Here is a 26,974-nt window from a genome sequence, read left to right as displayed (position 1 = left end):
CGCGGAGGAAGGGTCTGCCTATGCAGAAACACACCGACCTCACGATGCGAGAGAGCACAACAACCGAGTGCATCGACTGGGCGGGGGTGCGGGCGAACTTCGGTCTCCAGCCGGGCTGGGCCGATTTCACCTCGTTCATGCTGTCCTCGCATCCGAAGCCGGTGCGCGACGCGATCACGGAGCTGGCCCGCCGCATCGACGCGCGGCCGGAGTGGGCCGAACTCGCCGCGCTGGAATCCGGCGAAGCGAACAGGATCTTCCAGGTGAAGTCCGCCCTCGCCGCGTACGTGGGGGCGCGGCCGGACGAATTCGCCCTCGTACAGAGCACAACGGCCGGACTGGGCCTGCTCTACGCCGGACTGCAACTCCACCCGGGCGACGAGATCCTGCTCTCCGAACACGACCACTACTCCCATCACGAGGCGGCCCGGCGCAAAGCCGAGAAATGCGGCGCCGTCGTGCGCTTCGTCTCGCTCTACGAGGACGGCGCCGAGGTCACCGAGGACGAGCTGACCGACCGCGTGCTCGGTGCACTCACCGCCCGCACCCGCGTCGTCGGACTGAGCTGGGTGTACTCCGGCAGCGGGGTGCGGATGCCGGTACGCAAGGCGGCAGATGCGATCCGCTCCTGGTACGGAGCGCGCCCGAATCCGCTGATCGTGGTCGACGGCGTCCACGGCTGCGGGGTCCTCGACGAGCCGGTCGACGGCCTGGGCGCGGACTTCTTCGTGTCGGGAGTCCACAAGTGGCTGCACGGCCCCCGCGGCACGGGCTTCATCTGGGGTGAGACCGCAAGCTGGCGGTACGTGGAGCCGACGATCCCCACCTTCGAACTCGACGCGGACGTGTTCGGCACCTGGGCCGGCCGGGGACACCTGCCGCCGACGCGGGCCTCGTTCGTCTCTCCCGGGGGCTTCGTCGCCTACGAGTACCTGTACGCCGTTCCCGCGGCGATCGACTTCCTGAACAGCATCGGGAAGACGGAGATCTGCCGCCGCGTCCTCAGCCTGAACACCCGCCTCCGCGAAGGTCTTGCCGCGCTTCCCGGAGTCCGGCTGATCACCCCCCTGCCCGAGCACATGAGCGCAGGCATCGTCTGCTTCGAGGTCGCCGGGGCCGACCCCCGCGACATCGTCACCGGGCTGGCGGCACGGCACATCCGGGCCGCCGCGACCCCGTACCCGCGGTCGTACGCCCGGCTCGCCGCCACCATCGCGAACTCCGAAACCGACGTCGACAACGCGGTCGAAGCAGTCGCCCGTCTGTGAGGCCGCGGTACGTGCCGGAGCACAGACCACCACGATCGAGGGATCCCGGCCATGACCGACCAGACAGAAGTGGACCAGGTGCTGGCCGAAGCGGCCCGGCACGCCGACTCCTCGCAACTGGCCGGCTCGGACCTGGCGGGCGTGGGAGACCCCTACTTCCCGGTCGACGGATCCGACCTGTTCACCATCAGCCACCACACGCTCGAAGCCGGCTTCGACGTCGCCGGCGGCGTGCTGCACGGACTGGCCCGCCTGGAGATCGCCGTCAGCATGGACGTGCCGGCGATCGCGCTCGACTTCGGACTGCCGGCCCGTGAGGTCGTCGTCGACGGCGCCGCACTGGCCCCCAAGGCGGTCCCCGGAAAGCTCGTCATCGAGCCCGGCGGCGGTCTCAGCGCCGGCAGCCACCGCATCGAGATCACGTACGCGGGCGCGCCCGGAGAGGTGGAGATCCGGGGCGAACGATCCTGGCTGAACAGCCCCCTGGGTGCGCTCGCCGCGAGGGAACCGCACGCGGCCGCGTTCTGGTATCCCACCAACGACCACCCGTCCCGCAAGGCGACCTACGATCTCACGATCACCGTGCCGCGCGGGTTCACCGCCGTCGCCCCGGGCCGCCTCGTCGAGTACGCACACACCGCACAGGGGAGCCGCTTCCGCTGGGTGGCGGCCGAGCCCGTGGCCTCGTACCTCTACTCGCTGCTGATCGACAGGATGCGGATCGAGACCGGCACCCTCGACGACCGCGGCCTGCAGTGGGTGTCCGCCTACGGCGCCGGGGTCGACGACGTCGCACCGTCGGCCCGCGCCGCCGTCGAGACCACGCCGGCGGTGTGCGGGTGGCTCGAAACGCTCCTCGGCCCCTACCCGTTCGACGCCGTCGGCGGCGTGGTGACACGCATGGCCGGCCCCCACGCGCTGGAAACCCAGACCCATCCGATCTACGGCGACCACTTCTTCCGCCAGAGCCCCGACTCGTACGTCGTGGCGCACGAGCTGGCCCACCACTGGTTCGGCAACTCCGTCAGCGTTTCGACCTGGAAGGACATCTGGATCAGCGAGGGCATCGCCACCTACCTGTCCTGGATGTGGTCGGAGGAGAACGGCGAGGGCACCACCGACGAGCTGTTCAGCAGCTTCTATCACCTGCGGGCCGCAAACCCGGACTACTGGCGGATTCCGCCCGGCGATCCCTCACCCGCCCACCTCCTGTCGACGCAGGTCTACGAACGCGGCGCGATGGCGGCGCACGTGCTCCGCCGGTCGATCGGCGACGAGGCGTTCATGCGCTGCCTGCGCACCTGGTGTGCCGACCACCGCCACCGCCACGGATCGCTGCCGCAGTTCCTCGCGGTGGCCGCGTCGGTCAGCGGGACCGACACCGCCGCGCTCATGCAGCCCTGGCTGTTCGCGCGCCGGCGCCCGGACCCGCCGCCGGGAACTCTGCCCCATACCGACCTCGAACTTCCTTCGCTCCGGTTCATCCGCCGCACCGGAGACCCTCGGTCACCGGGCTGAGCTGCCGGCGGTGCGAAGGACAGCCGAGCCAACGAGAACTGAGAGGAGCCCGTCATGCCGGCCACCGAGCTGAGTTACGCGGACTTCGCGCACCATTACGGGCAGTATGCCGCCGCGGACCATCTCGACGAGGTGCGCGCCCGGGACTTCTCCCAACTGGACCGTCTCGACCAGGTGTACCTGGACTACACCGGCAGCGCGCTTCCCGGCCGGTACCAGTTGGACAGATACCGCGACTACGTCTGCGACGGCATCTGGGGCAATCCGCACTCGGTGAATCTGCCCTCGCGGCGCTCGACGGAAGCGATCGAGGCGGCGCGGCGGGCGGTGCTCGACTTCCTGAACGGGCCGCCCGACGAATACACCGTGGTGTTCTGCGCGAACGCCTCCGCCGCGATCCGGCTGGTCGCGGAGGCGTTCCCCTTCACCGCGGAATCCCGGCTCGGCCTCCTCCAGGACAACCACAACTCCGTACTCGGCATCCGCGAGTACGCCGGGCGGCTGGGCGCCGAGATCACGACCGTACCGCTCGGCGCGGACCTGAGAGCCGACGCCGAGGAGACGACCCGGGTGCTCGCCGGCGGTACGGACGGCCCGTCGCTCTTCGCGTACCCGGCCCAGAGCAACTTCTCCGGGGTACGCCATTCGCTCGACTGGATAGACGTGGCCCACGCCCACGGCTGGCGGGTGCTGCTCGACGCGGCGGCCCTCGTGCTGTCGCACGACCTCGACCTGGCCCGGCACAAACCCGACTTCGTGCCGCTGTCGTTCTACAAGGTCTTCGGCTGGCCCACCGGTATCGGCTGCCTCGTCGCCAGAAGGGAGGCGCTGGCCGGCCTGCGGCGCCCCTGGTTCTCCGGCGGCACGGTGATCGCATCCAGCGCGATGGGCGGCTGGCACGCGCTCGCGCCGGACGCGGAGGGGTTCGAGGACGGCACGCCGGACTTCCTCGGCGCCGTCGGTGTGGACATCGGCCTTGACTACGTCACGAACGTCGTCAAACGGTCTTTGGCGCGGGCACGCATGACGAGCCTGCTGCAGTACACGCTGAATCGGCTCGCCGAACTGAAGCATGACAACGGTATGCCGCTGTGTGTCGTCTACGGCCCGGGCGACGTCGTCGACAGGGGCCCCACCATCGCGTTCAACATCCTCGACGGCAACGGCCGCGTGGTCGACGAACGCCTCGTCGAGAGCCGGTCGGTCGACATGAACATCGCGCTGAGAACCGGCTGCTTCTGCAATCCCGGCGTCGGCGAGACCGCGTTCGGCCTCCATACCGACGACCTGCTGCGCGCCGGCCGGCTCAGCAGCGGCCAGTACTCGGTCGACCACTACCGGCACGAGGTCGGCATTCAGACCGGCGGTGCGCTGCGTATCTCCCTCGGACCGGTCTCCAATTTCCGCGACCTTTCCCGTTTTGACTCCTTCATGCTGAGCTGGCAGAACTTCATCCAGACCACCGGGAGTCTCGCCGGCCTGCCCGCACGTGAGCGCTGCTGAGACGGGAGGCGGGTCACCGTGCACAGAGCAGTGGTCATCGGCGGCAGCGTCGCCGGCCTGCTGACAGCGCAGGTACTCTCCGGCGAATGCGACGAGGTCGTCGTGATCGACCGCGACGACCTGGACACCGCGGGCAGCGTCCGGCGCGGCGTCCCGCAGGCCAGACACCCCCATACGCTGCTGCGCCGCGGTGAGCAGATCCTGGGCGCCCTCTTCCCCGGCCTCACGGACGACCTGGTCCGCCACGGCGCGGTCGTGATGCCCATGGACCGGGTGTGGTGGTGGCAGCACAGGGGCTACCGCGCGGCGGTCCCGGACGCGGCCCCGATCATCTCCTGCTCACGCCCGCTGCTGGAGTCCCTGGTACGCGAGCGGGTCAGGGGCAGCAAGGCGGTCGGACTCCGCACCGGTGAAACGGTCGGTCTGGTCAGCAGCGGCGGCGCCGTCACCGGGGTCCGCGTGCGCGACCCGTCCGGCAGGGAAACGGCGGTCGACGCCGATCTCGTCGTCGACTGCTCCGGGCGGCGGTCACGAGCCGACCACTGGCTGAACGGGCTCGGATACCCCAGCCCCGGGATACAGCGCGTCGAGTCCCATGTGCGGTACACCACCCGCGTATTCGAGAGGCCGGCGAGCGTACGGACCGACGGCGCCGCCGGATACTTCGTCATCAGCGACCCGAAGGCCAGGAGACGGTTCGGCACGGCGATGCCGATCGAGGACGGCAGATGGATCATCACCCTCGCCGGGCTGCACGGCGAGGGAGCGCCGGCCGACCTTGCCGGATACCTCCGCTGGGCCCGGACCCTGCCCACCGACAGAATCGCGTCCATCATCGAGGACGAACGGCCTGTCGGCGGGGCGGTCCGCTACCGGCTGCGCGGAAACGAGTGGCGGATGTTCCACCGGCTCGCGGCCCATCCGCGCGGCTTCGTGTGCGTCGGCGACTCCGTGTGCTGCCTCAACGCCCTGTACGGGCAGGGCATGACGTCCGCCGCGGTGCAGGCGGCAGCGCTGCGGCAGGCCCTGGCGCGGTCCGACGTCACGGATCCGGAGTTCGCCCGTACCTTCTACCGGCTGTCCGCACGCGCGGTGTCGCCGGCGTGGGCGACGGCCACCGGAGCCGATTTCGTCTATCCCGAGACCCGCGGCCACCGGCCCTGGCCGACGAACATGATCAATCGGTACGTCACCAGATGCGTGGTGGCCGGCCAGCATGACCGGACCCTCGCGACGAGCCTGTGGGACGTGGCCAACATGGTGAAGTCCCCCGCGGCGCTGCTGAGCCCGTCCGCGCTCGCGAAAACGGTGCGCTATTCCAGGCGGGGGCCCGTGCGGAGCCACCGGCCGATCACGCCCTGACGGGGTCTACAGCAGCAGGTCGGGCGCGTACATGTCGAGCCAGTGGTACACGTCCAGTATCCGGTCCAGACCCGCCCGGACGTCTGAGGGCATCGTCTCCGGCGGGATCTCGGTGGCCGCCTGTGCCCACTGCCGGTCGACGATCGCGAAGACGGGGTCGTCAGGATGCGCGAGGATCTCGGACAACTGGCTGACGAGGCTTGCGGCGTACCCGGGGTCCTGGCTCGTCGGATACGGGCTCTTCACCCGGTCGCGGACCGCCCGGGGCACGACGGCGCTGGAGGCCCCGCGCAGCAGGCTCTTCTCGCGGCCGTCGAAGGTCTTGAGCGACCACGGCGCGTTGTAGACGTATTCCACCAGGCGGTGGTCGCAGTACGGAACGCGGACTTCCAGGCCGACCGCCATGGAGGCACGGTCCTTGCGGTCGAGCAGCATGGGAAGGAACCGGGTGAGGTGCTGGTGGCTGATGAGCCGCATCCGCCGTTCGCGGTCGTCGTCTCCGGGCAGGTGGTCGACTTCCTTGCGGGAGACGGCGTACTGGTCGGCGATGAAGTCCTCAAGCTCCAGCTTCGCCCTCAGGTCACGGTTCAGCAGGGCGAACCGGTCGGCGGTGAAGGCGCTGCGGAAAGCGAGCCAGGGGAAGTTGTCGGCGTTGACCGCGCCCGGGTGATGGAACCAGATGTACCCCCCGAAGATCTCGTCCGCGGACTCGCCGGAAAGGGCGACGGTGGACTGCTCGCGTATCGCGCGGAAGAGCAGATACAGCGAGTTGTCCATGTCACCGAGACCGGCGGGGATGTCGCGGGCGCCGACGACGGCGCGGCGCACACCCGGATCCGAGAGGGTGCGCTGGTCGAGAACGACGCTGCGGTGGTTCGTCCTGACGAGATCGACGACCTCCCGGACGAACGGCGCGTCGGGGGTGTCGCGGATCTCGTCGGGCGTGAACGTCGACTCCTGGTCCTCGAAGTCGACGGAGAAGGTCCGCAGCGCCCGGCGCTTCGCCGCGTCGGTCGCCGTGGCGAGGCCGGTGAGGGCGCTGGAGTCCAGACCGCCGGACAGCAGCACGCACAGGGGGACGTCCGCGACGAGCTGCCGCTCGACGATGTCGTCGAGCAGTTCGCGTACGTGCGCGACCGTGGCCGGTGCGTCGTCGGTGTGCTGCCGGGTCTCAAGGCTCCAGTACGTGTGCGGGGTCACGCGATTGCGCTCGACGGTGAGCGTCGTGCCCGGCCGGACCTGGTCCATGCCGCGCCACAGCGACCAGCCGGGCTTGCCGGTCATCGCGAACAGCTCACGCAGCCCGTCGGTGGTGACTGTGCGGTCGGCCAGCGGATGGGCGAGGATCGCCTTCGGCTCGGACCCGAAGACGATCCCCGAGGGGATGCGGTAGACGTACAGGGGCTTGATGCCGAAGCGGTCCCGCGCGAGGACCAGCCGCTCCCGCCGCTGGTCCCAGACCGCGAACGCGAACATCCCGTTGAGCCGCTCGACGACCGCCTCTCCCCACTCCAGGTAGCCCCGGAGGAGCACTTCGGTGTCGCTGCTCGTCCCGAACCTGTGCCCGCGGGCCCGCAGTTCGGCCCGCAGCTCGGTGTAGTTGTAGATCTCCCCGCTGTAGACGAGCGCGACTTCACGGCCGTCCTCGGTTGCCGCCATCGGCTGCCGGCCGCCCGCCGGATCGATCACGGCCAGCCGCCGGTGGCCGAGAGCGACGTGGTCGCGGACGAACGTTCCGGCCGCGTCCGGGCCACGGCGCGCCATGGTCGACGTCATGGACTCGATGACGTCGTCCCGCCGGTCACCGAAGTCCGCATCGAACGAGACCCAGCCGGTGATTCCGCACATTGGTGATCTCCCACTCTGATCCGTTCGATGCCGCCGCCGCGCGTGAGCCGTGCGGCGTACGAAGCGAGGTGGTGCTAGACCGGTGCGCGCTCGGTCCTGGAGTGGGTACCGGAGGCGTACCCCTGGCTGATGAGTCCCGCGGCCATGGACGTGTAGAAGTCCGGGTCCTCGGGCACCACGGCGCCCAGTCCGTCGACGTAGCGGTTGAACATGGCGAAGGCGGCGGCGATGAGGACAGTGTCGTGCACTTCGCGTTCCGTGGCGCCGGCCTCGCGTGCCCTGGCGACGTCCGCGTCCTGGACGGTCTTGCCGTCGGCGGTCACCTTTGTCGCGATGTCGAGCAGCGCCTTCATCTTCGGGCTGACCGCCGCGTCGGCCGAACGTGACCTGACCGCATCGGCGACGGCTTCGCCGTCGTCCAGTTGGGCTGCGGCGATCGCGAAGTGCCCGTTGGCGCAGAACGGGCTGGCGTTGAGGTTGGACGCGTGGCCCGCGATAAGCTCACGCTCGCCGCGGGAGAGGGAGTTGTCGTCGCGCAGCAGCGCCTCGCAGAACTCCAGGAGCGGCTTGGCGGTTTCGGGGCGGTAGTTGAACAGCCCGAAGATGCCGGGCATGCGGGCGTCGATGGTGATGTGTGGCATGACGTGCTCCTAGCCTCGTCGGCAAAAGGGGGGCTTTACCATTCGACCGGCAGTCGGGTGTATCCGTGGAAGCCGAGGACGGGCGTGTGCCGCTCGCCGGTGAACTCCGGCGAGAGCGACAGGTCCGGGAGCCGGTCCGCCAGGCCCGCGAGGAGCTTTTGCACCTCGGTCCGCGCCAGCGGCGCCCCGATGCAGAAGTGCGCGCCGTGCCCGAAGGACAGGTGCCGGTTCGGCGTGCGATCGACGCGTACCTGGTCGGGGGCCTCGAACGCATCCTCGTCACGGTTGCCGGAGCCGAACAGGATGAACAGTCTGCTGCCGGCCGGTATCGGTACGCCGCTGAGGGCGGTGTCCCGGGTCGTCGTACGCCACAGACCCTGCAGGGGGGCGTCGTAGCGCAGGATCTCCTCGACGACGGCCGGAATGGTCGACGGGTGGGCACGCAGGCGTGCCCACCGGGCGGGCTCGGACAGGAGGACGGCCATGCCGTTGCCCACGGTGTCGATGGTCGTCTTGTGCCCCGCCATCACCAGCCCGCACAGGGCGCTGACCAGCTCGTTCATCGACAGGGGTACGGCGTCGGGGAGCTGCTCGCGGACCATGACGCTGATGACGTCGGAGGCGGGCCGGGCCCGGCGCTCCTCGATCTCGTCGGCGATGAAGTGCTGGAAGGCGACCAGACTGCGGGCCTGCCGCACGCGTTCGTCCAGCTCGGCGGGGGAGAAGAGGAACGAGACGAGGTCCCTGCTCCACCGGGCGGCGTCCTCGATGTGGTCCGCCGAGATGCCCATGAAGCGCAGGATGACCTCGACGGTGACGGGCCGGGCGAGATCGGCGATCAGATCGCACTTTCCCCACGGGGCGATGCGGTCCAGGTGCCTGCCGATGACGCCGTCGACGGCCGAGCCGAATTCGCCGGTCCGGGACAGGGCCATGGCCTGCAGGTACGGGTGGCGGAACCGGGTGTGCGCCTCGCCGTCGGTGCTGATCGCGATCGGCACCATCGGGTAGCCGGTCGCCAGCACTTTCGCGACTTCGGGGTGCGGATCGTCGAAGGGGTGCGTCAGCCCCCGGGAGGAGAACGTCTCCGGGTCACCGCACACCGTTCTGATGTCGTGGTACCGGCTGACCACCCAGGCGTTGAGTTCGGGCGAGAACTTGACCGGCTCCTCGTCACGAAGGTGCCGGTACAGCGGGTACGGGTCGGCGAACAGCGCGCTCATCTCACCGAACCTCTGCTTGGCCGACTCGGCGATGTTGGTCATCTGCCACTCCGAGCTCTGCCGGAACTCCGGCCGTTGCCTGTCCGTAGATAGCTATATGTTTAGTTATTGAGACCGTAGTGCGGCTGTCTGGCCGAGTCAACCCGCCTACCCGTAGCTGCCGCGGTAGTAGGTCAGCGGGTGGGCGTCGGCTTCGCTGCTTCCCGCGCCGATGACCTGCCCGACGTAGACGCTGTGGTCGCCGGCGGGATGGACGTCGCGCAGCACGCAGTCGACGTAGGCGAGCGTGCCGGCGAGGAGCGGGCATCCCGTGAGCTCGCTCGGCTGCCAGTCGATGCCTCTGAACCGGTCCCCGCTGGCGTCGAAGGCGGCCATGCGCTCGGCGATCCACTGCTGGTCCCTGCCGAGCAGGTTCACGCTGTACGCACCGAGGTCGCCGATCACCTGGCCGGTCGTCGAGCCGTTCCGGGCGCAGAACAGGACCAGCGGCGGGTCGAGCGATACCGAGCAGAATGCCTGGCACGTCATGCCGACGGGGCCTATCGGCGTCGCTCCGGTCACGATGGTCAGCCCGGTGACGAAGTGACCGAGCGCGCGGGTGAAGGTATGCCGTTCGACGGCTGACACGGTGCCTGCGGCGAGCCGGTGCTGGGATGAGCGCAACGCAAGCCTCCCCTCGGGTCGCTACGTTATGTTCTACCGACTGTGCGGGGCCTTCGGAACCTCAAAGAGTGCGCAGACAGGGCTCACCGGAACATTCAGCAACCTCGAAGAACCCCGGTGACCAGCCCTCTTCCACGATCTGCGCTGACCGCCGCTTGATCGGTTCTGCCTGCTCAGCGATCAGCGTGCCGGGGGAGCCGGGTGAAGGGGGGCGCCAGTGCGCCACCGCCGGCGAGCTGATCGTCCGCAAGTCGCGGCAAATCGTCAGTAGTTACCTGTTGACTATAGAAAAAAACAGTGATCTAGTGAGTGGTGCGTAGCTGCCGCCTGACGACCGCGGAAGGAAGCGCCATGACCGACATCGTCGCTCCTCACGATCTCGACACCACGGCTCTGCTTGAGGAATACCGTGCCAAGGTGGTGCCCGCGGCCACCGAATTCGTCAGGGGCCGCATGCCGGCACGCGATCTCCGCGAGATCTGGCTCCCCTACTTCCGAGGCTCCTTCCTCACCTACGAGAGGGCCGTCCAGGAAGCCTGGCGTGCCGCCTACGGACCTGACCAGGGCATCGAGCCGGGCCCGCCGATGGCCGACCCGAAGTACGCCGACCAGCTCCGCTACTTCCCGGTGACCATCGCGCACAACAACCTTGAGCGACTCGTCGACGTACTCGCGATCGAACTCGAGGACCGGACCGCGAACGCGACCGCACTGCCTGAGCGGATCATCGACCTCGCCTACGTCATCGACGCCCTGGAGGGCTTGATGCAGTCGCTGGCGGACAAGTCCTGATCCACGCTCGGCCCCAGACACAACACAACAGGTTCAACCAGTCCGCGAAGAACTTCACCTGGAGGATCTGATGAGCCTCATGAACGAGCTGCGCGACGGCGCGGCTGCGCTCCACAACGCCGACGTGGTCAAGGGTCACGACCTCGCGTGGGGCGGCGACCTGTACACCATCCGTCCCTACACCCTGGGTCCGGCCGCGCTTGAGGCGTTCACCGTCCGCGAGCGCATCCACGTGTCGATCGACGGCCTCGGCGAGGACCTGGTCGACCTGCACGGCATCGGCGTCTACCGCCGGCACGAGCCGCGGATCGGCGCCGAGGGCGAGACCGAGCTCACGTGGCGTACGGCAACCATCGGCGCACAGTTCCTCTCGCTGCAGGTCGTGGGCGAGAGCGACGTGTTCGGGCAGGTCAGGGTGACCAACACCCCGTCGAAGAGCGAAGGCGCGACCGTGTCGCCGAACCTCGTCCCCGGCCCGGTGGACCCCGAGATCACCCCGATGAAGAACTGCGTGACCGCGCTGTACCCGCGGTTCGACATCGAGAACCTCGGCACGATCATCGACACGGGCGAGACCCGCGTCGACGTCGAGTCGCGCGTCAACATGGTTCCCCCGATCGGCGACGTGTCCCGCACGTCGACGTCGTACGCGCTGTACGACGGCGACCGCCGGGTCGGCACGCTGCTGGCGGCGGACCTTGAGATCGGCGCCCTGCTTCACCACATCCCGGTGAAGAACGCGACCCAGCCGGTCGAGTTCGCGACCATCACCGCCTGAGCCAGGAACGACCGGCGGTGAAAGACAGTGGACGGGCCCGCGCCAACCTCGACGCGGGCCCGCTCACGGCGTACACATTCGGCGTTTCCTCCTCGATAGGTCATCGCGTGATGCGGTACACCTTCGCCCGCGCCGCGGCCGGCCACCGGTTCCTGACCGCCGTGCGGATCGACGCCCCGCAGACCCTGAGCGGCACCGAGGTGGCGATCTGGGAAGACCTGACGCGGCCCGGGGGCTGCCGCATCCGTACCTTCATCCCGACGATGCGCGCCCCCAGAGCCATCGACCGCCCGCAGATGTTCGACTGCCTCCCGCTGACCGACATCAGCTATCTGGACCTCATGCGCACGGTCTGCCCCAGCCTGCTCCCGAAGACCTGTGCCCAGGCGGCGTCTGACGAGTCCGCGTGGGCGGCGTCGCTCGGCGCGTCGGACCAGGTGGTCTACCGGACGGACGGCGTGGCGGTCACCGAGTTCCACGTGGCCGACCGGTCGACGCCGGTGGGCCGGACGGTGCACAGGAACGACGTCCTCGAACGCTCCTGGCAGGTCGAGGAGTTCGGCAGCGACGCCGACCACGGCATGCCCGTACGGATCCGGGTGGGCCGGGCCGGCGTCAGGAAGCCGACGGTCTTCGAACGGGTCACCCCGGTGCTGGCGCTGGCGCGGCACCCCGGCATCAAGGACGCCCCTCCGCTCCTGGACGAGGCGGACCGGCAGCTCTCCGGCACGGGGCCGGCATGAAGCGCGCGGTACGGGGCCGCAACGCCGTGCGTGCCACGGCCCGGCTGGCGGCTGTGGCGACCGCGACGGCGAGGGTGGCCGGCGCCGCGCTCATCCATCCGCGACGGGCGCGGGACGCGGCTGCCGACTCCCTCGTACGGGCCGTCGAGTCGCTCGGCGGCGCCTACATCAAGGTCGGCCAACTGCTGGCCACCCGGTCCGACCTCATCGGTCCGCGGCTCGCGCGGCGGCTGTCGCGGCTGCAGGACAACGTCGCCGCGATGAGCGCCGCCGACGCGCTTGCCGTGCTGGCACGTTCCCACCGGCCGTTGCCGGCGAGCGCCCGTGCGGCGGTGGCGAAGGGACCCGTGGCGAGCGGGTCGATCGCCTGCGTGTACCGGTGGGAGCCCGAGCCCGGCGCTCCCGTGGCGCTGAAGATACGGCGGCCCGACGCGGCTGAGACGGTGCCGGTCGACACAGCCATGCTGCGCTGGTGCGCGAGGCTGATCGCCAAGACCCCGTGGATGCGCTCCAGCCCGGTCGTCGCCATCGTCGACGATCTGTGCGCCGCCGTGCTCAACCAGCTCGACCTGGAACGGGAACGCACCATGCTGGCGCAGCTCCGGGGGTTCCTGGCGGACGAGGCACAGGTCGTGATTCCGGCGCCGGTCGACGAGTACTCCACCTCCGAACTGCTCGCCATGGAGTTCATCGACGGCCTGGACCGCCAGACGTTCGCGACCGCGGCACCGGACCTGCGCGACGAGGGCATCACCACGCTGGTCCGCGCGATGTACGAGCTCGTGTTCGTGCACGGCTTCGTGCATATCGACCTGCATCAGGGAAACGCGTACCTGCTCCCGGACGGGCGACTCGTACTGCTCGACGTCGGGTTCGCGCACATGCTCAGCGGATTCTCCCGGGAGCGCTTCACCCGGTTCTTCGGCGGCATGGTGACCGGCCGCGGGCAGGAGTGCGCAGGGATCCTGCTCAGTACGACGAAAGGGGCCGGCCGCCACGATCAGAACCTGGCCCGGTTCGAAGCGGAGGTCGTCCGGCTCGTGGAGGAGTCCGCGGAACTCGATGTCGCGCAGTTCTCGGTGCCCCGTTTCGCCGCGCGGCTGTTCCAGATCCAGCAGAGCAACGGCTATTACGCCGAGCCTGAGATGACGTTCCCGCTGCTGTGCCTGATCGCCCTTGAGGGAACCGTCAATGAACTGGCACCCCATATGGACTTCCAGATCGAGGCCGCTCCTTACATCATGTCCAGCCTTATCGACCAGTAGCCGGGGAGGACCTGTGGACGACACGTTCAGCAGCGCCGCCGACCACGTGCTCAGCCTGGCCGAAGGCCAGGCGCAACGGTTCAACCATCCCTACGTCGGCCCCGAACACCTGCTCCTCGGCCTGGCCGATCACGCGCACGGGCCGGCCGCACGTGTGCTCCGCGACAACGGCGCGTCCGTGGAGACCCTCCATGAGCGGGTCCATTTCATCCTCGGGGAATCCGAGCCCCGTCCGGCGGCGGAGCTGCCCACGACCCCGCAGGCCGCCGAGGTGCTCCGCGCCGCGGCGCGGCAGGCCGGGCGCCGCGGTGACGCCGTGGTCGAGCCCGCCCACATCCTGCTCGCCCTCCTCGCCGAGACGTCGAAGAACCTCAGCGTTGACATTCTGCTCAGCCTCGGTCTCGACCCCGTGGACCTGCGTTCCGAACTCCTGGAGGCGATGGCTGCGATGGCGGCGGAGGCACCGGCGGAACTCCAGCCCGCCGCGGCCGAACCGGCCGCGTTCAGGCCGGCGGGATCGCAGCTCCTGGACAAGTTCGGCGTCAATCTCACCCGGGAGGCCGCCGACGGCAGACTCGACCCCGTCATCGGCCGCGACGCGGAAATCCGCCGGCTGACTCAGGTGCTTTCGCGGCGTATGAAGAACAATCCCGTGCTGCTCGGGGACGCCGGCGTCGGAAAGACGGCCATCGTGGAAGGGCTGGCCCGCAATATCGTCGACCGCGCGGTTCCCCCCTCGCTCGCCGGCAAACAGCTCTACGCGATCGACCTGGCGTCGATGGTCGCCGGTTCGCGCTACCGGGGCGACTTCGAGGAACGCCTCAAGGACGTCCTCAAGGAGGTGCTGGGCCGCGGCGACATCATCGTGTTCATCGACGAGATACACATGCTGGTCGGCGCGGGTGCCGCGGAGGGGTCGATCGATGCCGCGAACATCCTCAAACCCATGCTCAGCCGCGGCGAGATGAAGCTCATCGGGGCGACCACGCACAGCGAATACCGCAAGTCGCTGGAGAAGGACTCGGCTCTCGACCGGCGTTTCCAGCGCATCAGCGTGGACGAGCCCACCCCGGCCCACGCCGTCGAGATCCTGAACGGACTGAAGCCGCTGTTCGAAACGCACCATCAGGTGACGATCGCCGATGAGGCGGTCCAGGCCGCGGTCGACCTGTCCTGCCGCTATCTGTCCACGCGGTTCCTGCCCGACAAGGCGATCGACCTGATCGACGAGGCCGCGGCGGAGGTCGCGCTCCGGCTCGATCCGGCGTCGGCCGAGGTGGCGGCCCACGACGTGGCAATCGTCGTGTCGCAGCAGACCGGTGTGCCGGTGTCGGCGATGTCCCGGTACGAGTCGCAGAAGCTCGGGCAGATGGCGGACCGGCTGCACCGGCGGGTCGTCGGCATGGACGAGGCGATCCAGGCCGTCAGCAAAGCGGTCAAACGCACCCGCACGGGAATCCGGGACCCGCACCGGCCGGTCGGCTCCTTCATCTTCGCCGGCCCGACGGGCGTGGGTAAGACCGAACTGGCCAAGGCGCTGGCCGAGTTCCTCTTCGACGACCAGGACAGCCTGGTCCGGTTCGACATGTCCGAGTTCGGCGAGAGCCACACGGCGTCACGCCTCGTCGGTTCGCCACCCGGGTACGTGGGCCACGACGAGGGCGGGCAACTGACCGAGCGGGTCCGCCGCAAGCCGTTCTCGGTGGTGCTGTTCGACGAGGTGGAGAAGGCCCACACCGACGTGTTCAACACGCTGCTGCAGGTGCTCGACGACGGCCACCTCACGGACTCGGCCGGCCGGCGCGTGGACTTCACCAACACGGTCATCATCCTGACCACCAACCTCGGCTCGCGCGACCTCGCCAGAGGCCGTCTCGGCTTCGCCGACGGCGACGGCAGCCATCGCTACGAGCATCTGAAGGACGTGGTGACCGTCGAACTCAAACAGCACTTCAGACCCGAATTCCTCAACCGGCTCGACGACGTCATCGTCTTCCCCGAGCTGTCGCGTGCCGACGTCCTGGCCATCGTCGGCCTGCTGCTGAACGGCCTGGACCAGCGCCTGCGCGCCAACAGCATCTCGATCGAGGTCACCGCGGCTGCGCGCGAGCACCTGGCGGACCGCGGGCACGACCCGAGGGAAGGGGCGCGGCAACTGCGCCGGGTGATCCAGACACACATCGAGGATCCGCTCACCGAGCTGGTGCTCGCCGAGCACGTCAAGCCAGGCCACACCGTCAGAGTCGACACCGATACGGACTCCGGCCGGCTCACGCTGACTCCCCTGAGCCCGGGGAGCGTTGACGGATCGCAGGGCCGTAAGGTAAGTTCAGACTGACTTAAGAAAAAATAGTAATCTGGGAGGGATGAGAAATGGGCCAGCCGCTCGCGTACTTCGAGATCACCTCGTCCGAGGACGCGGGGCGTCTCCAGTCGTTCTACGCCGACATGTTCGGCTGGAACGTCAACCAGATTCCCGATATGGGGGGATACGCCCTCGTCGACACCCAGTCCGGCGAGGGCTCCGTGACCGGCGGGATCGGCCCGGCCATGGGCGAGCCCGGTATCCGGGTGTACTTCCATGCGACCGATCTCGGTGCCGCGCTGAAGCGGGCCGAGGAGCTTGGCGGGTCGAGGGTCATGGAGCCCACCGAGTTGCCCGGATTCGGCAACATCGCCGTGTTCGCCGACCCGGACGGAAACGCCATCGGCCTGTGGGATCAGCGTTCCGCCTGACCCGCCGGCGCCAAGACGGGGAACCGAGCAAGACGAGCAAGACCAGCAAGACGAGCAAGACGAGCAAGCGAGACCGACGCGGCTGCGCGGCATCACCCCGCCGGCAGTCAGTCCGGCGCGGCCCGCCCGCCCCCGCGGGAAGACGTGCCGCGCAGCCGCTCTCTCTCCCGGAACTGTTCTGCGGACCTGTGACGACGACCGGATCAGTGATCGGAACAACACCATGACCTCAGAGCACGGTGGCCTCAAGGAATCCCCGCCGGCGGCGCGCGCGGGCGGCCCGACCGCTCCTGCCGCAGGTCCCCGGCAGCAGATGTTCTCGCTGCTGATGGGGTGTTACGCGTCGCAGTGCATCGCGGTCGCCGCCGATCTGAGGATCGCCGACCACCTGCACGGGGCGCCACGGCAGCCGTCCGACCTCGCCCGGTCCACCCAGTGTGACGCCCAGGCGCTGCGCCGGCTGCTGCGCGCTCTGGCCGGCATCGGAGTGTTCCGCGAACGTGACGACGGCTCCTTCGAACTCACCGCCGCAGGCGAGCTGCTGCGCTCCGACGTTCCCGGGTCGCTGCAGCCGATCGCACGGCTGGTCGGCTCGGAACTCCAGTGGCCCACGCTCGGCAACCTGGGCCACACGGTCAGGACCGGCGAGCCGGCGTTCGACCACGTCTTCGGGATGCCGATGTGGGAGTACCTGGCCACGAATGCGGACGCGCACGCCCTGTTCCAGTCGTCGATGAGCGCGTTCTCCACCGCGGAGGTCCGCGCCATCCTCGGCAGCTACGACTTCTCGGGCGCCGTCACGGTCGTCGACGTCGCCGGCGGGCAGGGGAACCTCCTGGCCGCGATCGTCGACAGGTATCCGCACGTCGAAGGCATCCTCTTCGAACGCCCTGAGGTGACCCGCGAGGCCCGCGACCAGTTCGTGGCGAACGGTCTTGGACACCGGTGCCAGGCGATAGCGGGGGACATGTTCTCCACGATCCCGCCCGGAGCCGACTGCTACATCATGAAGTCGGTGCTGCACGACTGGGACGACGAAAGCGCCACGCGGCTGCTGCGCACCTGCCGGGACGCGATGGCCGACCGCACGACGCTGCTGGTCATCACGCGCGTGGTCCGGCCCGCGAACGAACCCGACCTCAGCAAGTTCCAGGACCTGAACATGCTGATCAACCTCAACGGCGCGGAGCGTACGGCCGACGAGTTCCGCGAGCTCCTCGGGAAGGCCGGCCTCCGGCTCGACGAGATCATCGCGACACCGAGCCCGCTGAGCATTCTCGTCTGCACACCGGCGGCGTCCGGGGAGCGGGCCGCCGGCTGACGCCTGGTCGCCGAAGCCCGCCGGTCGGCGCGTACACCGCTGACCAGCGCGTACGCCGCCCGGTCCTACTCGCCCGCGGTCGCCGAGGACTCCTCGTGCCCCAGCACCGCCAGCAGGCGGATCTTCTCCTCGGCCTCGCTGCCCGGTGCGGGCGTGAGGACCAGCAGCGCCTGGGACTGGTCCTCGGTGAACAGCGCCTGGCAGTCCACCTCGATCGCCCCGGCCTCGGGATGCACCAGCACCTTGTGGTCCGCGAACCGCTGGGCCACCTCGTGCCGCTCCCACAGCTCCCGGAACTCGTCCGACTCCGCCAGCAGCACCCGCACCAGCTCGCCCGCGCGTGACCGCGGCCCCGACACGCCGTGGGCGGCGCGCAGCGACGCGACCAGGCTGCGCGCCTGGCCCGCCCGGTCCTCGGGCGGGTAGACCTCGCGGGTCGCCGGGTCGGTGAACCACCGGTACACGTCGCTGCGCGCCCAGCCCGTGAGCCGCGAGCGGTCGCCGAAGATCGCCGTCGCCAGCCGGTTCGCCACGAGCGTCTCGCCCAGCGCCGACAGGATCAGCGCCGGACAGTCCTCCAGCCGGTCCAGGACCCGCAGCAGCGCCGGCGCCACATGGGTGTCCAGCGACACCGACCGCGGCACGTTCTGCCCCGCCAGCCGGTACAGGTAGTCGCGCTCGTCGGCGGTGAGCCGGAGCGCCCGGGCGAGCGCGGCCAGCATCTGGTCCGACGGCCGGGGACCGCGCTGCTGCTCCAGCCGCACGTAGTAGTCCACGGACATCCCGGCCAGCGCCGCCACCTCCTCGCGCCGCAGCCCGGGGGTCCGGCGGCGTACCCCGGGCACGAGACCGACGTCGGCCGGGCGCAGCGCCTCACGGTGGCGGCGCAGGAAGTCGGCGAGGGCAGCACGGTTCACCCCTCCATTGTTCCTCCGGCAGCCCGCGTATCCAGGGATCGCCGGTCCCCCGATCCGGAGGTCTCTCCCGCCCCCGCCGCCGCGGGCGCACGGTGGCTGCATGAACACCACCGACAACACGATCTTCATCCCCGGCGCCACCTCCGGGATCGGCCTCGCCCTCGCCCTGCGGCTCCAGGCGAAGGGCAACACCGTCGTCATCGGCGGGCGGCGCACCGAGCTGCTGGAGAAGCTGGCGGCCGGGCACGGCTTCGGCACGGTACGTATCGACACCGCCGACGCCGCCTCGATCACCTCCGCCGTCCAGGACGTCCTGCACCGCTACCCCGACCTGAACGTGCTGGTCGCCATGGCCGGCATCATGCGCGCGGAAGACTGGCGCACCCCCGGCTTCCTGGCCGACGCGGAAGAGACCGTCGTCACCAACGTGCTCGGCCCGATCCGGCTGATCGCCGCCCTCACCGAGCACCTGCAGACCCGCCCCGGGGCCGCGATCGTCACGGTCTCCTCCGGCCTGGCGCACGCCCCGCTGCGCATCACGCCCACGTACAACGCGACCAAGGCCGCCATCCACATGCTCAGCGAGACCCTGCGCCTGCAGCTCGCGGACACCGGCGTGCAGGTGGTCGAGCTGGTCCCGCCGTCGGTCCGGACGGCGCTGATGCCGGGCCAGGAGACGTCGGACTTCGCCATGCCGCTCGACGAGTTCGCCGACGAGGCCATGGCGCTGCTCGAAGCCGGCCCCGGGGCCCGCGAGATCCTCGTCGAGCGCGTGAAGTTCCTCCGCTACGGCGAGGTTCGCGGCGACTACGACCAGGTCGTCGCCACCCTCAACACCGCGGACCCGCACGCCCGCTGACGTGCGCGGCTGCGTACGTGGCCGCGGCGGGGGGCGGGAGGGGGGTCAGCGGTCCTGGGCGAGGTCGTGCAGTTCGCGCAGGAGGCTGTCCTCCGTGGCGACGAGGGCGTCGAACGTGCCCTCCTCGCGGAGGCGGCCTCCGTCGAGGACGATGACGCGGTCGGCCATCCGGGCGTTGTCCAGGCGGTGCGTGACGACCACCGTGATCCGGTCGGGGGCCAGCTCGCGGAGCCTGCGGAAGATCAGGTGCTCGCCGCGGGCGTCCATCTCGCTGGTGGGCTCGTCCAGGACGAGCACCGCCGGCTCCCGGTACATCGCCCGGGCGCAGGCCAGGCGCTGCCACTGCCCGCCGGACAGTTCGTGCCCGCCCCACACCGAGCGGGCCAGCAGGGTGTCGAGCCGGTCCGGGAGGGCGCGGAGCGCCGGGGTCATGCCGACGTGGTCCGCGGCGTCCCAGACGCGGTCGTCGGAGTGCTCGCGGGGCTGGCCCAGGGTGATGTTCTCGCGGGCGGCGAGCGGCCAGTGCCCGTTCTTCTGCGGGACGAGGCCGACGTGCCGCCAGACCGACTCCGCGTCGGCGGTGGCGAGGTCGGTGTCGTCCCACAGGACGGTGCCGCCGGTCGGCACGGTCAGTCCGGTGAGCATGCGGATCAGGGTCGACTTGCCGGCGCCGTTCTCGCCGACCAGGGCGACGACCTCGCCGCGGTTGAGGGTGAGGGTGACCGGGTGCAGCGCGGGGGTGTCCCTGCCGGGGTAGGTGTACGCGGCCTCGCGCAGGCGGATCCGCCGCGGCGCCCCGGCCCGAACGGTGCCGCGGGCCGTGGTCATGGCGCGGACCTCGCCGGTGAAAGCGTAGTAGTCGCTGAGGTAGAGGCCGTGGTGGAACAGCACGGCCCCGTACCGGACGATCGAGTTGAGGGCGCGTCCGGCGGTCTGCGAGGCGACGACGGCGGTGCCGGCGATGGCGGTGGACATGGCTCCCGAGAGGGCGAGCGCGGCCAGCGCCGTCCACATGCCGAGCGTGAACAGGCCCGCCAGGGATGACGCGAGGAGCGTCACCAGCAGGTACGGGCGCGCCCCTTGGAGTTCGCGGCCCTCGACCCTGTCGCACATCACCCGGTACCAGGAGTACAGGTAGGGGCGCATGGTGTTGGCGCGCAGTTCGTCGGCGAGGTCGGGGGTGGTCAGCCACCAGCGCATCATTCCGCGTACGTTCCGGGCGGAGATGGTGCGGTCGTGCACCCGGTAGTCGATGCGCGCGGCGATCACCCCGCCCATGCCCCGGGGGAGGACGGACAGCAGCAGCACGCCCAGGAGCAGCGGGTGGAGGGAGGTGAGGACGGTCGCGGCAGACAGGAGCTGGATGAGGCCGTTGGTCATCGTCTTGGCGTCGTCCGCGAGGTCGACCGCGCGCAGGGCGCCGATCTCCGCGGCCCGGCTGCGGTCGGTGAAGCCCGCGGTGTCGTACGCGGACAGCTCGGCCTTCATATGGAGGTCGACCAGGGTGAGGTCGACGGCGGAGGCGATCTGCGGGTTGAGGCGGCGGGTGGCCCAGTCCGCGAGGATCCACATCGCGGCGCCGAGCGCCATCGCAACGACCGCGACGGTCAGCGCCGGCCAGGCCCGGCTCAGCCCGGTGCGGGCGTCGGCAGTGGTGAGGTGGGGCAGCGCCTTGGAGACCGCGGTGAGCATGACGGCGGTGCCCAGGCCGGACAGCACCTGGCACACGAGGACCGTGAGCGTCATACGGCGGTCCACGGACCACGCCAGCCGGGCCGACTGGGCGAGCGCTGTCGGGATCCGGCGGGCCATGTCCCACAAGGTGGCGTCGTCCAGGGCCCGGCCGTGCTTGCGCCCGTGGTAGTCCAGCTCGGGCGGGGCCGAGGGCCGGGGAGCCGACGGGCGGGCGGCGGGAACGGCCGCCGTGTCCGCCGCTGTGTCCGCCGTCGGGGTCGGGGCTTTCGCGCCGCTCAAGCGCCCCACCTCGTTGACGGTCGTGATGCGGACGCGAACGGGGCGCGGCGTGCGGCGGCGGGGCGCGGGGGCACCGCGGGCTTGACGTGCTGAGCGGGAGGATTTTCGAACGCGGGGTGGGCGGCGGGACAGGGACGTACGGGATTCACGGCTTGCTCCTCAGGTAGGGACCGGGTCGAGCACCCGGGACAACGTGGATGGTCACCGGGCCGATACGGGACGGGCCGGGCGACAGGTCGAGCACAGGTGCGAATGGGGGCGCGGTAGGCAAGTGCGGTCGGCGCTTCCGTACGTTCGATTCACCCGTCAAGGCGACGGCGGCGCAGGCGTAACCCGGGTGGGGGATTGCGTGCGGACGGTTCCGGCTCGTTCCCGGCGTCCCGGAGCCGCGGCGCCGGTAGAGTGCTTGGCCCGAGTTCGAGGGTTCTGGCAGAAATCAAGAAGACGGGCGTGGACTCAGTGGTGGATCCCCATCGGGTTGCCGAGATCATCGTGGATCCGGGCGAGGGCCCCGAACGGCGCGGTTCCGGATACCGGGTGACTGCGGCGGCGGTGCTGACCGCCGCGCACGTCGTCGCCGGGGCGCGGGCGGTACGGGTGCGGTTCGACGCCGACCGGCCGTCGGAGTGGAGCACGCACGCCACCGTGGGGTGGGCGTCGGCCGCACACGATATCGCGGTCCTGGTCATCGAATCCCGCGCGGGCGGCGAGGACGACGCGCTTCCCGGCGTACGTTTCGGCAGCGTCGGCGACCGTACGGGCACGCTGGAGGTCCGGGCGGTCGGCTTTCCCAGGTTCAAGCTGAAGGCCCGTGACGGCGCAGGGGGCTGGTACCGCGACTCCCACCAGGTGGACGGCCGGGTGGCGGTGGGATCCAACCGGCGGGAGGGCACCCTGGAGGTCACCGTGGCCGCACCCCCGGACCGTCCGCCGGACGGTCCGGCCGGGCCGGTCTCGCCCTGGGAGGGGATGTCCGGCGCCGCCCTCTGGTGCGGGGACCGGATCATCGGCGTACTGACGAACCATCACCACCCCGGCGGTCTCGGCAGCCTGACGGCCCGCAGGGTGGACCGCTGCGTCGCCTCCCTGGAGCCGGACGACCGGAAACGGCTGGCGGAGCTGCTGGGGCCGGCGCTGTCGGGCATCCTGCCGGACGTCCTACCGCCCGCCGGGCCCGACTCCGTCGTACGCCATCTGTCGCACGTCCGGGACACGTTCGCCCCGGCGCGGCTGCTGGACCGGGAGGAGGAACTGGCCGGTCTCGCGGAGTTCTGCGCGGGCGACGAGCCCTACCTGTGGTGGCAGGCGGCGCCATGGTCAGGAGAGACCGCGCTGCTGTCCTGGTTCGCGCTGCACCCGCCGGGCGGCGTGGACGTGGTGTCGTTCTTCGTCACCCGCCGCCTGCGCGGCGAGGACCACAGCGGGGCGTTCTTCACCGCCGTCACCCGCCAACTGCCCCACCTGGCCGACCGGGACGCGGACCCGGCCACGACCCCGCCGCACAGGCTGCTGCCCCCGATGCTGGAGGCGGCGGCCGGCCAGGCGCGCGCCTCGGGCCGTACGCTGCTGCTGGTCGTGGACGGCCTGGACGAGGACACCGCCGCCGAGACGGGCCTGGCCAGCATCGCCTCCCTGCTGCCGTTCAACCCCCCGGAGAACATGCGGGTGCTGGTCTCCAGCAGACCGCACCCGCCGCTGCCGGACGACGTACGAGACGACCACCCGCTCTTCTCGTGCCCGGTACGGGAGCTGTCCGCCTCCCCGCACGCCCGCAGCCTGGAGCGCGGCGCCCGCCGCGAACTCCGGCAGGTGCTGGGCGAACCGGGCGCGCGGCGGGAGGTGATGGGGCTGATCACCGCCGCCGGCGGCGGTCTGACCCGCCCCGACCTGGCACACCTCACCGGGCGCTCCCCGCTGGAGATCACCGACCTGCTGGAACGCGACCTCGGCCGCAGCCTCGCCAGCCGGCCGGGTCCTGACGGGCAGCCTCCCGTCTACTTCTTCAGCCACGACACGCTGCGCGCCACGGCAGAACAAAGCCTCGGCGCCGAACTGGACGAGGGCCGCGCCCGGCTGCACGCGTGGGCCGACGCCTGCCACGCGAGCGGCTGGCCGGAGGACACCCCCGGCTACCTGCTGCACGACTACCCGCACCTCCTCGTCGCCACGGACGACGTGCGGCGGCTGGCCCGCTGCGCGGGTGACCGGCGCCGCAACGAGCGGCTGCGGCTGCGTACGGGGAACGACTTCCTGACCCTCACCGAACTCGGCATGGCACACGACCTCAACGTGCGCCAGCCCGCCCCGGACCTGACGCTGGCGCTCCGCCTGGCGTTACGCCGCGACGAACTCGCCCGCCGGTACGCCCACATGCCCGCGTCGCTGCCCGCCGTGTGGGAGCGGCTCGGCGAAAGCACCCACGCGGAGGCGCTGGCCCGCTCGGTCGACGACGACCGCCGGCAACTCCAGGCGCTCAGCGAACTCGCGTGGACCATCGCCGAGCACGGCGACCGGGCGCGCGCCGAAGCAGTGGCGGAGCTGATCACGTACGAGGAGACCCGCAACCGAACACTCGCGTGGATCGCCGAGTTCTCCGGTGACCACGAGCGGGCCGAGGCCCTGGCCCTGGGCGAGCATCTGCCCGGGGAGCTGATCACGAGCCTTGCCGTGAGAGCCGAATCCCAAGGGGACCACAAAAGAGCGGAAAGGCTCGCCTCCCACCTGCATCCGGCGTATCTCGACGGCCCGGACGGTGTGTTCGGGCGGTGCGCCGTGGCCGCGGCGGAGCGGGGCGACTATGAGCGGGCGCAGGCTCACGCCCGTTCCGGCAGCGACGAAGACGCCGCCGCGTACCAGGCGGAGGTGCTGATCAATGTGGCGACGGTCGCGGCCGACCGCGGCGACCGGGACCAGGCGCGCTCCCTGCGGGCCGCCGCCGCCCGACTCAGCCGGTCGGTCGGGGACGAGGAACAACACTCCCACCTCCTGGCCCTGCTCGCGGCGTACGACGGCGACTGGGACCTCGCCGAGCAGCACCAGTGCGCGGCAGACGATGCCGCGGGTATCTCGGAGTTCGACTGGCTGGTGGAGCGCGTCGCGCAGGCAGGCGACTACGATCGGGCCGAGGCCCTGGCCCGGGCCCACCCCATGCCGGGGAGGACCATTCCACCGGCCTGGGACCACATCGTCATCGTCATGGCCATGGCCGCCAACGGCGACTACCGGGACGCGGAGCGGCTGGCCCGCGCGCTCCCGCTGCCGGGGAGCACAGCGGCGGCGTTCGCCGAGATGGCGAGGACCGCCACCGACGCGGGCGAGCGCGACAGGGCTCGGCTGTACGTCATGGCCTGCGAGGACTCGATGGGCTCGGACACCGATCCCGCGTTGCAGGCCGGCAGTCTTGTCGCCGCCTTGCGCGTCATGAATATGCCGGACACAGTTGAAGACGCGGCGCGCCTGGCGGGACTGATCGATCTCCTGGCGGAGAAGACGGCCAGGATCCCCGATCGTGGCCAGCGGGGAGCCGTACTCGACGGCCTCGTACCGGCCGTGTCCGCGGCGTGCCACGGCGGACGAGCCGAGGCGGTGCTGCGGTCGCTGGCCACGCCGGACGGCCAGGCACGAGGTCTCAGCGCCCTCGCCGAGGAAGCCGCCCTGGCCGGAGATCACAAACGCGCCGGGGAGCTGATCCGCGCTGCCAGCCCGGCCATCCACACCGTGCGGAGAACGCGCGACCACGATCGGGCCGTGGCTCAGCTTGTCCGTGCCGCCACGCTGGCCGCGGAACACGCCGAAGCGCGGGAGGCGTTCGCCGCCATCGACGACCCGGCGCAGCAGTGCGCAGCGGTCTCCGGGCTCGCCAAGCTGGTACCCGCCACCACCGGCCTCAGCCTCAGCCGGCTGGAGCGGTTCGCCCACGCCATCGCCGACGCCTACCAGCACGGCATGGCGTTCACCGCTTTGGCGGCAGCGGCGGCACGCGGCGGTGAACCCGACCGCGCCCGGCTGCTGCTTTATGCCGCGGAGCGCTCGGCCCGTGTCTGCGCGGAACGGCTCCAGGCGGTCACCGACCCGCTCGACCGGATCAGTCCGGCCGTGGAGTACAAGCTGCTTCTGGAGGAGCTGATCAAGACGGCGGCGCAGCTCGGCGAGGATGAGTTGGCGCGGTCCTTCGTGGACGATGCCTTGGACCTGGCGGCAGAGGATGACAACGGAGCGACCCGGAGCATGAACATCAGGGAGCTCCTGAGGGTCGCCGCGGCTGTCTGTGAGCGAGACGAACTCGCGGTGATGATCGAGGATGCTGCGATCGCCGGCGGCCGGGGCCAGGAACTCGCCTTCCTCGCCCGCGAGGTGGGACGGCTGGGCGAACACGACCTCGCCGAAGAGCTGGCCCACATGGTGGTCGCCGGGCACGAGCGGGCGTACGCGCTCGCCGAACTCGCCACCGCGCTGGCCGAGACGGGGGACACCGGCCGGGCCCGCTCGCTGCTGGCTCAGGCCGAGGCCGCACTTGAGGCGGGGACGGTGCCCTATCCGGGCGAGGCGTACCGGGCGCTGGCGACGGCCGCCGACCGCGTCGGCGAGCACCGCCGGGCAGAGGACTTCGTCTTCACGCTGCACTCGCGGAACGAGCGGGCGACGGCGCTCGTCGAGCTGGCGGAGACTGACCTGCGGCTTCTGGAGCGGGACGAGAACCGCGGCGCGGATCCCTCCGTACGCGAGCAGTACGGCCAACGGGCCCGCCGACGTGCGGCCGAGGCACTCGCCCTGGAGGTCTGGACCGAGATCCACTGGATCTTCCAGGACGGCAGCGGACCGCTCTCCCTCGCTGTACGGCTGGACCCGAGCTGCCTCGACGCCGTGCTGGAACCCGCCTCCGAGACCGTCTGACCCGCGATGACGATCCGACGCCGGGTGACCCGCAGCCGGTCGGGCAACCGGCGCGGGAGTTGCACGACGTCGCGGACGTTGTGGGGGATGCGCTGCGGCAGGCAGATGCTCGACCAGTTCCACAGCCGGGGTCGGCAGTGAGGTGACGATGCGGCCTTTCGATCACGAGCAGGAACGGCAACTGCTGCAGGGGCCCGACTTCCTTGAGGACCAGTCGGAGCGGCGCTGTCCCGCCTGCGGGAAGGTCGCGGTCCGCACGTACGCCTACCGCAGTTTCCAGCGGGCCACGCCCTCGTTCATCAGCTACATGTGGTGCGCGTCCTGCCGGCGTTTCAAGGGCTGGACCGGACCGGACCTGGGCCGGTTCGAGCTCTCGGAGCCGCTTTCCGCCGCCGACCGCGAGGCCCTAGGTTGTGTCCGCAATGTCAGGGGAGCCAGAGTTGTAGGCAGGCGATGGTGACCAGGGCTTCGTAGTGGCGGGCTCGTTTGTCGTAGCGGGTGGCCAGGGCCTTGTTGTGCTTGAGCTTGTTGAAGCAGCGTTCGACGAGGTTGCGGCGGCGGTAGGTGGCCCGGTCGAGGCGGCAAAGGCTCTCACCTCGGCGGACACGGCCGTTGATCTGGTCGATCCGCTCCGGAATCACTGCCTTGATGCCTCGCCTGCGCAGGTAGG

General features: G+C 70.5%; 19 protein-coding genes and 1 pseudogene. 13 read left to right on the top strand and 7 right to left on the bottom strand.

What is annotated here, in order from left to right; translation table 11 throughout:
- Positions 1-20: 20 nt before the first annotated feature.
- The 4 genes from B124_RS31145 to B124_RS31130 are packed head-to-tail and all read left to right on the top strand — an operon-like array spanning position 21 to position 5,651.
- Entirely contained in the window at positions 21-1,268 is a 1,248-nt protein-coding gene (locus tag B124_RS31145) for an aminotransferase class V-fold PLP-dependent enzyme (RefSeq protein ID WP_496506347.1), read from the top strand.
- Positions 1,269-1,319: 51 nt separating this feature from the next.
- Complete coding sequence (locus B124_RS31140) at positions 1,320-2,786, top strand: M1 family metallopeptidase (protein ID WP_496506346.1); 1,467 nt, start codon at positions 1,320-1,322, stop codon at positions 2,784-2,786.
- Positions 2,787-2,840: 54 nt separating this feature from the next.
- The gene (locus B124_RS31135) at positions 2,841-4,289 is read left to right on the top strand and encodes an aminotransferase class V-fold PLP-dependent enzyme (protein ID WP_496506345.1); all 1,449 of its coding nucleotides are present in this window, start codon (positions 2,841-2,843) and stop codon (positions 4,287-4,289) included.
- 18 nt (positions 4,290-4,307) lie between these two features.
- A complete protein-coding gene (locus tag B124_RS31130) occupies positions 4,308-5,651 on the top strand; it encodes an FAD-dependent oxidoreductase (protein ID WP_496506344.1) in 1,344 nt (447 codons plus the stop codon).
- A 6-nt stretch (positions 5,652-5,657) separates the two neighbouring features.
- Here B124_RS31130 and asnB read toward each other — a convergent pair whose 3' ends face one another.
- The 4 genes from asnB to B124_RS31110 form a co-directional block, all read right to left on the bottom strand.
- Complete coding sequence (gene asnB, locus B124_RS31125) at positions 5,658-7,499, bottom strand: asparagine synthase (glutamine-hydrolyzing) (protein WP_496506343.1); 1,842 nt, start codon at positions 7,497-7,499, stop codon at positions 5,658-5,660.
- 74 nt (positions 7,500-7,573) lie between these two features.
- Positions 7,574-8,140, bottom strand: coding sequence for a carboxymuconolactone decarboxylase family protein (locus B124_RS31120; RefSeq protein ID WP_496506342.1), 567 nt, complete (start codon positions 8,138-8,140; stop codon positions 7,574-7,576).
- A gap of 35 nt (positions 8,141-8,175) precedes the next feature.
- Positions 8,176-9,405, bottom strand: a complete 1,230-nt coding sequence (locus B124_RS31115; RefSeq protein ID WP_496506341.1) for a cytochrome P450 — start codon at positions 9,403-9,405, stop codon at positions 8,176-8,178.
- A 105-nt stretch (positions 9,406-9,510) separates the two neighbouring features.
- Positions 9,511-10,026 carry a flavin reductase family protein gene (locus B124_RS31110; RefSeq protein ID WP_496506340.1) on the bottom strand — a complete coding sequence of 172 codons (516 nt, stop codon included), beginning with the start codon at positions 10,024-10,026 and terminating at the stop codon, positions 9,511-9,513.
- Positions 10,027-10,377: 351 nt separating this feature from the next.
- Between B124_RS31110 and B124_RS31105 the strand changes: the two genes are divergently transcribed.
- From B124_RS31105 to B124_RS31075, 7 genes are all read left to right on the top strand, one after another.
- Positions 10,378-10,818: a hypothetical protein gene (locus tag B124_RS31105; RefSeq protein ID WP_496506339.1), complete on the top strand. Its 441-nt coding sequence runs from the start codon at positions 10,378-10,380 to the stop codon at positions 10,816-10,818.
- Between the two features lie 70 nt (positions 10,819-10,888).
- The gene (locus B124_RS31100) at positions 10,889-11,596 is read left to right on the top strand and encodes a DUF6073 family protein (RefSeq protein WP_496506338.1); all 708 of its coding nucleotides are present in this window, start codon (positions 10,889-10,891) and stop codon (positions 11,594-11,596) included.
- Between the two features lie 17 nt (positions 11,597-11,613).
- Complete coding sequence (locus B124_RS31095; protein ID WP_496506337.1) at positions 11,614-12,339, top strand: hypothetical protein; 726 nt, start codon at positions 11,614-11,616, stop codon at positions 12,337-12,339.
- Positions 12,336-13,604: an ABC1 kinase family protein gene (locus B124_RS31090; protein WP_496506336.1), complete on the top strand. Its 1,269-nt coding sequence runs from the start codon at positions 12,336-12,338 to the stop codon at positions 13,602-13,604. Before B124_RS31095 ends, B124_RS31090 begins: the two co-directional genes overlap by 4 nt.
- A gap of 13 nt (positions 13,605-13,617) precedes the next feature.
- Entirely contained in the window at positions 13,618-15,942 is a 2,325-nt protein-coding gene (locus B124_RS31085; protein ID WP_496506335.1) for an ATP-dependent Clp protease ATP-binding subunit, read from the top strand.
- 35 nt (positions 15,943-15,977) lie between these two features.
- The gene (locus B124_RS31080) at positions 15,978-16,340 is read left to right on the top strand and encodes a VOC family protein (protein WP_496506334.1); all 363 of its coding nucleotides are present in this window, start codon (positions 15,978-15,980) and stop codon (positions 16,338-16,340) included.
- 223 nt (positions 16,341-16,563) lie between these two features.
- Complete coding sequence (locus tag B124_RS31075; RefSeq protein ID WP_496506333.1) at positions 16,564-17,661, top strand: methyltransferase; 1,098 nt, start codon at positions 16,564-16,566, stop codon at positions 17,659-17,661.
- Positions 17,662-17,726: 65 nt separating this feature from the next.
- Here B124_RS31075 and B124_RS31070 read toward each other — a convergent pair whose 3' ends face one another.
- Positions 17,727-18,578, bottom strand: a complete 852-nt coding sequence (locus B124_RS31070; RefSeq protein WP_496506332.1) for a helix-turn-helix transcriptional regulator — start codon at positions 18,576-18,578, stop codon at positions 17,727-17,729.
- A 100-nt stretch (positions 18,579-18,678) separates the two neighbouring features.
- Between B124_RS31070 and B124_RS31065 the strand changes: the two genes are divergently transcribed.
- Complete coding sequence (locus B124_RS31065; protein WP_496506331.1) at positions 18,679-19,437, top strand: SDR family oxidoreductase; 759 nt, start codon at positions 18,679-18,681, stop codon at positions 19,435-19,437.
- Between the two features lie 45 nt (positions 19,438-19,482).
- Here B124_RS31065 and B124_RS31060 read toward each other — a convergent pair whose 3' ends face one another.
- A complete protein-coding gene (locus tag B124_RS31060; protein ID WP_496506360.1) occupies positions 19,483-21,249 on the bottom strand; it encodes an ATP-binding cassette domain-containing protein in 1,767 nt (588 codons plus the stop codon).
- A 612-nt stretch (positions 21,250-21,861) separates the two neighbouring features.
- Here B124_RS31060 and B124_RS31055 point away from each other — a divergent pair.
- Positions 21,862-26,304, top strand: a complete 4,443-nt coding sequence (locus tag B124_RS31055) for a trypsin-like peptidase domain-containing protein (protein WP_496506330.1) — start codon at positions 21,862-21,864, stop codon at positions 26,302-26,304.
- 425 nt (positions 26,305-26,729) lie between these two features.
- Here B124_RS31055 and B124_RS31050 read toward each other — a convergent pair.
- Positions 26,730-26,974: pseudogene (locus tag B124_RS31050) on the bottom strand (IS5/IS1182 family transposase); the annotation flags it as partial.

The organism is Streptomyces sp. CNP082 (assembly GCF_059570535.1).
Note: the sequence above shows the minus strand (reverse complement) of the source record. Positions and strands in the feature narration are given on the sequence as shown.

What these genes read in the sequence shown, in the direction of transcription:
- B124_RS31135 (WP_496506345.1), top strand. Translation starts at nt 2,841, where the DNA reads ATGCCGGCCACCGAGCTGAGTTACGCGGACTTCGCGCACCATTACGGG.
- B124_RS31120 (WP_496506342.1), bottom strand. Translation starts at nt 8,140, where the DNA reads ATGCCACACATCACCATCGACGCCCGCATGCCCGGCATCTTCGGGCTG.
- B124_RS31145 (WP_496506347.1), top strand. Translation starts at nt 21, where the DNA reads ATGCAGAAACACACCGACCTCACGATGCGAGAGAGCACAACAACCGAG.
- B124_RS31075 (WP_496506333.1), top strand. Translation starts at nt 16,564, where the DNA reads ATGACCTCAGAGCACGGTGGCCTCAAGGAATCCCCGCCGGCGGCGCGC.
- B124_RS31100 (WP_496506338.1), top strand. Translation starts at nt 10,889, where the DNA reads ATGAGCCTCATGAACGAGCTGCGCGACGGCGCGGCTGCGCTCCACAAC.
- B124_RS31105 (WP_496506339.1), top strand. Translation starts at nt 10,378, where the DNA reads ATGACCGACATCGTCGCTCCTCACGATCTCGACACCACGGCTCTGCTT.
- B124_RS31065 (WP_496506331.1), top strand. Translation starts at nt 18,679, where the DNA reads ATGAACACCACCGACAACACGATCTTCATCCCCGGCGCCACCTCCGGG.
- B124_RS31090 (WP_496506336.1), top strand. Translation starts at nt 12,336, where the DNA reads ATGAAGCGCGCGGTACGGGGCCGCAACGCCGTGCGTGCCACGGCCCGG.
- B124_RS31060 (WP_496506360.1), bottom strand. Translation starts at nt 21,249, where the DNA reads ATGGCCCGCCGGATCCCGACAGCGCTCGCCCAGTCGGCCCGGCTGGCG.
- B124_RS31140 (WP_496506346.1), top strand. Translation starts at nt 1,320, where the DNA reads ATGACCGACCAGACAGAAGTGGACCAGGTGCTGGCCGAAGCGGCCCGG.
- asnB (WP_496506343.1), bottom strand. Translation starts at nt 7,499, where the DNA reads ATGTGCGGAATCACCGGCTGGGTCTCGTTCGATGCGGACTTCGGTGAC.
- B124_RS31080 (WP_496506334.1), top strand. Translation starts at nt 15,978, where the DNA reads ATGGGCCAGCCGCTCGCGTACTTCGAGATCACCTCGTCCGAGGACGCG.
- B124_RS31115 (WP_496506341.1), bottom strand. Translation starts at nt 9,405, where the DNA reads ATGACCAACATCGCCGAGTCGGCCAAGCAGAGGTTCGGTGAGATGAGC.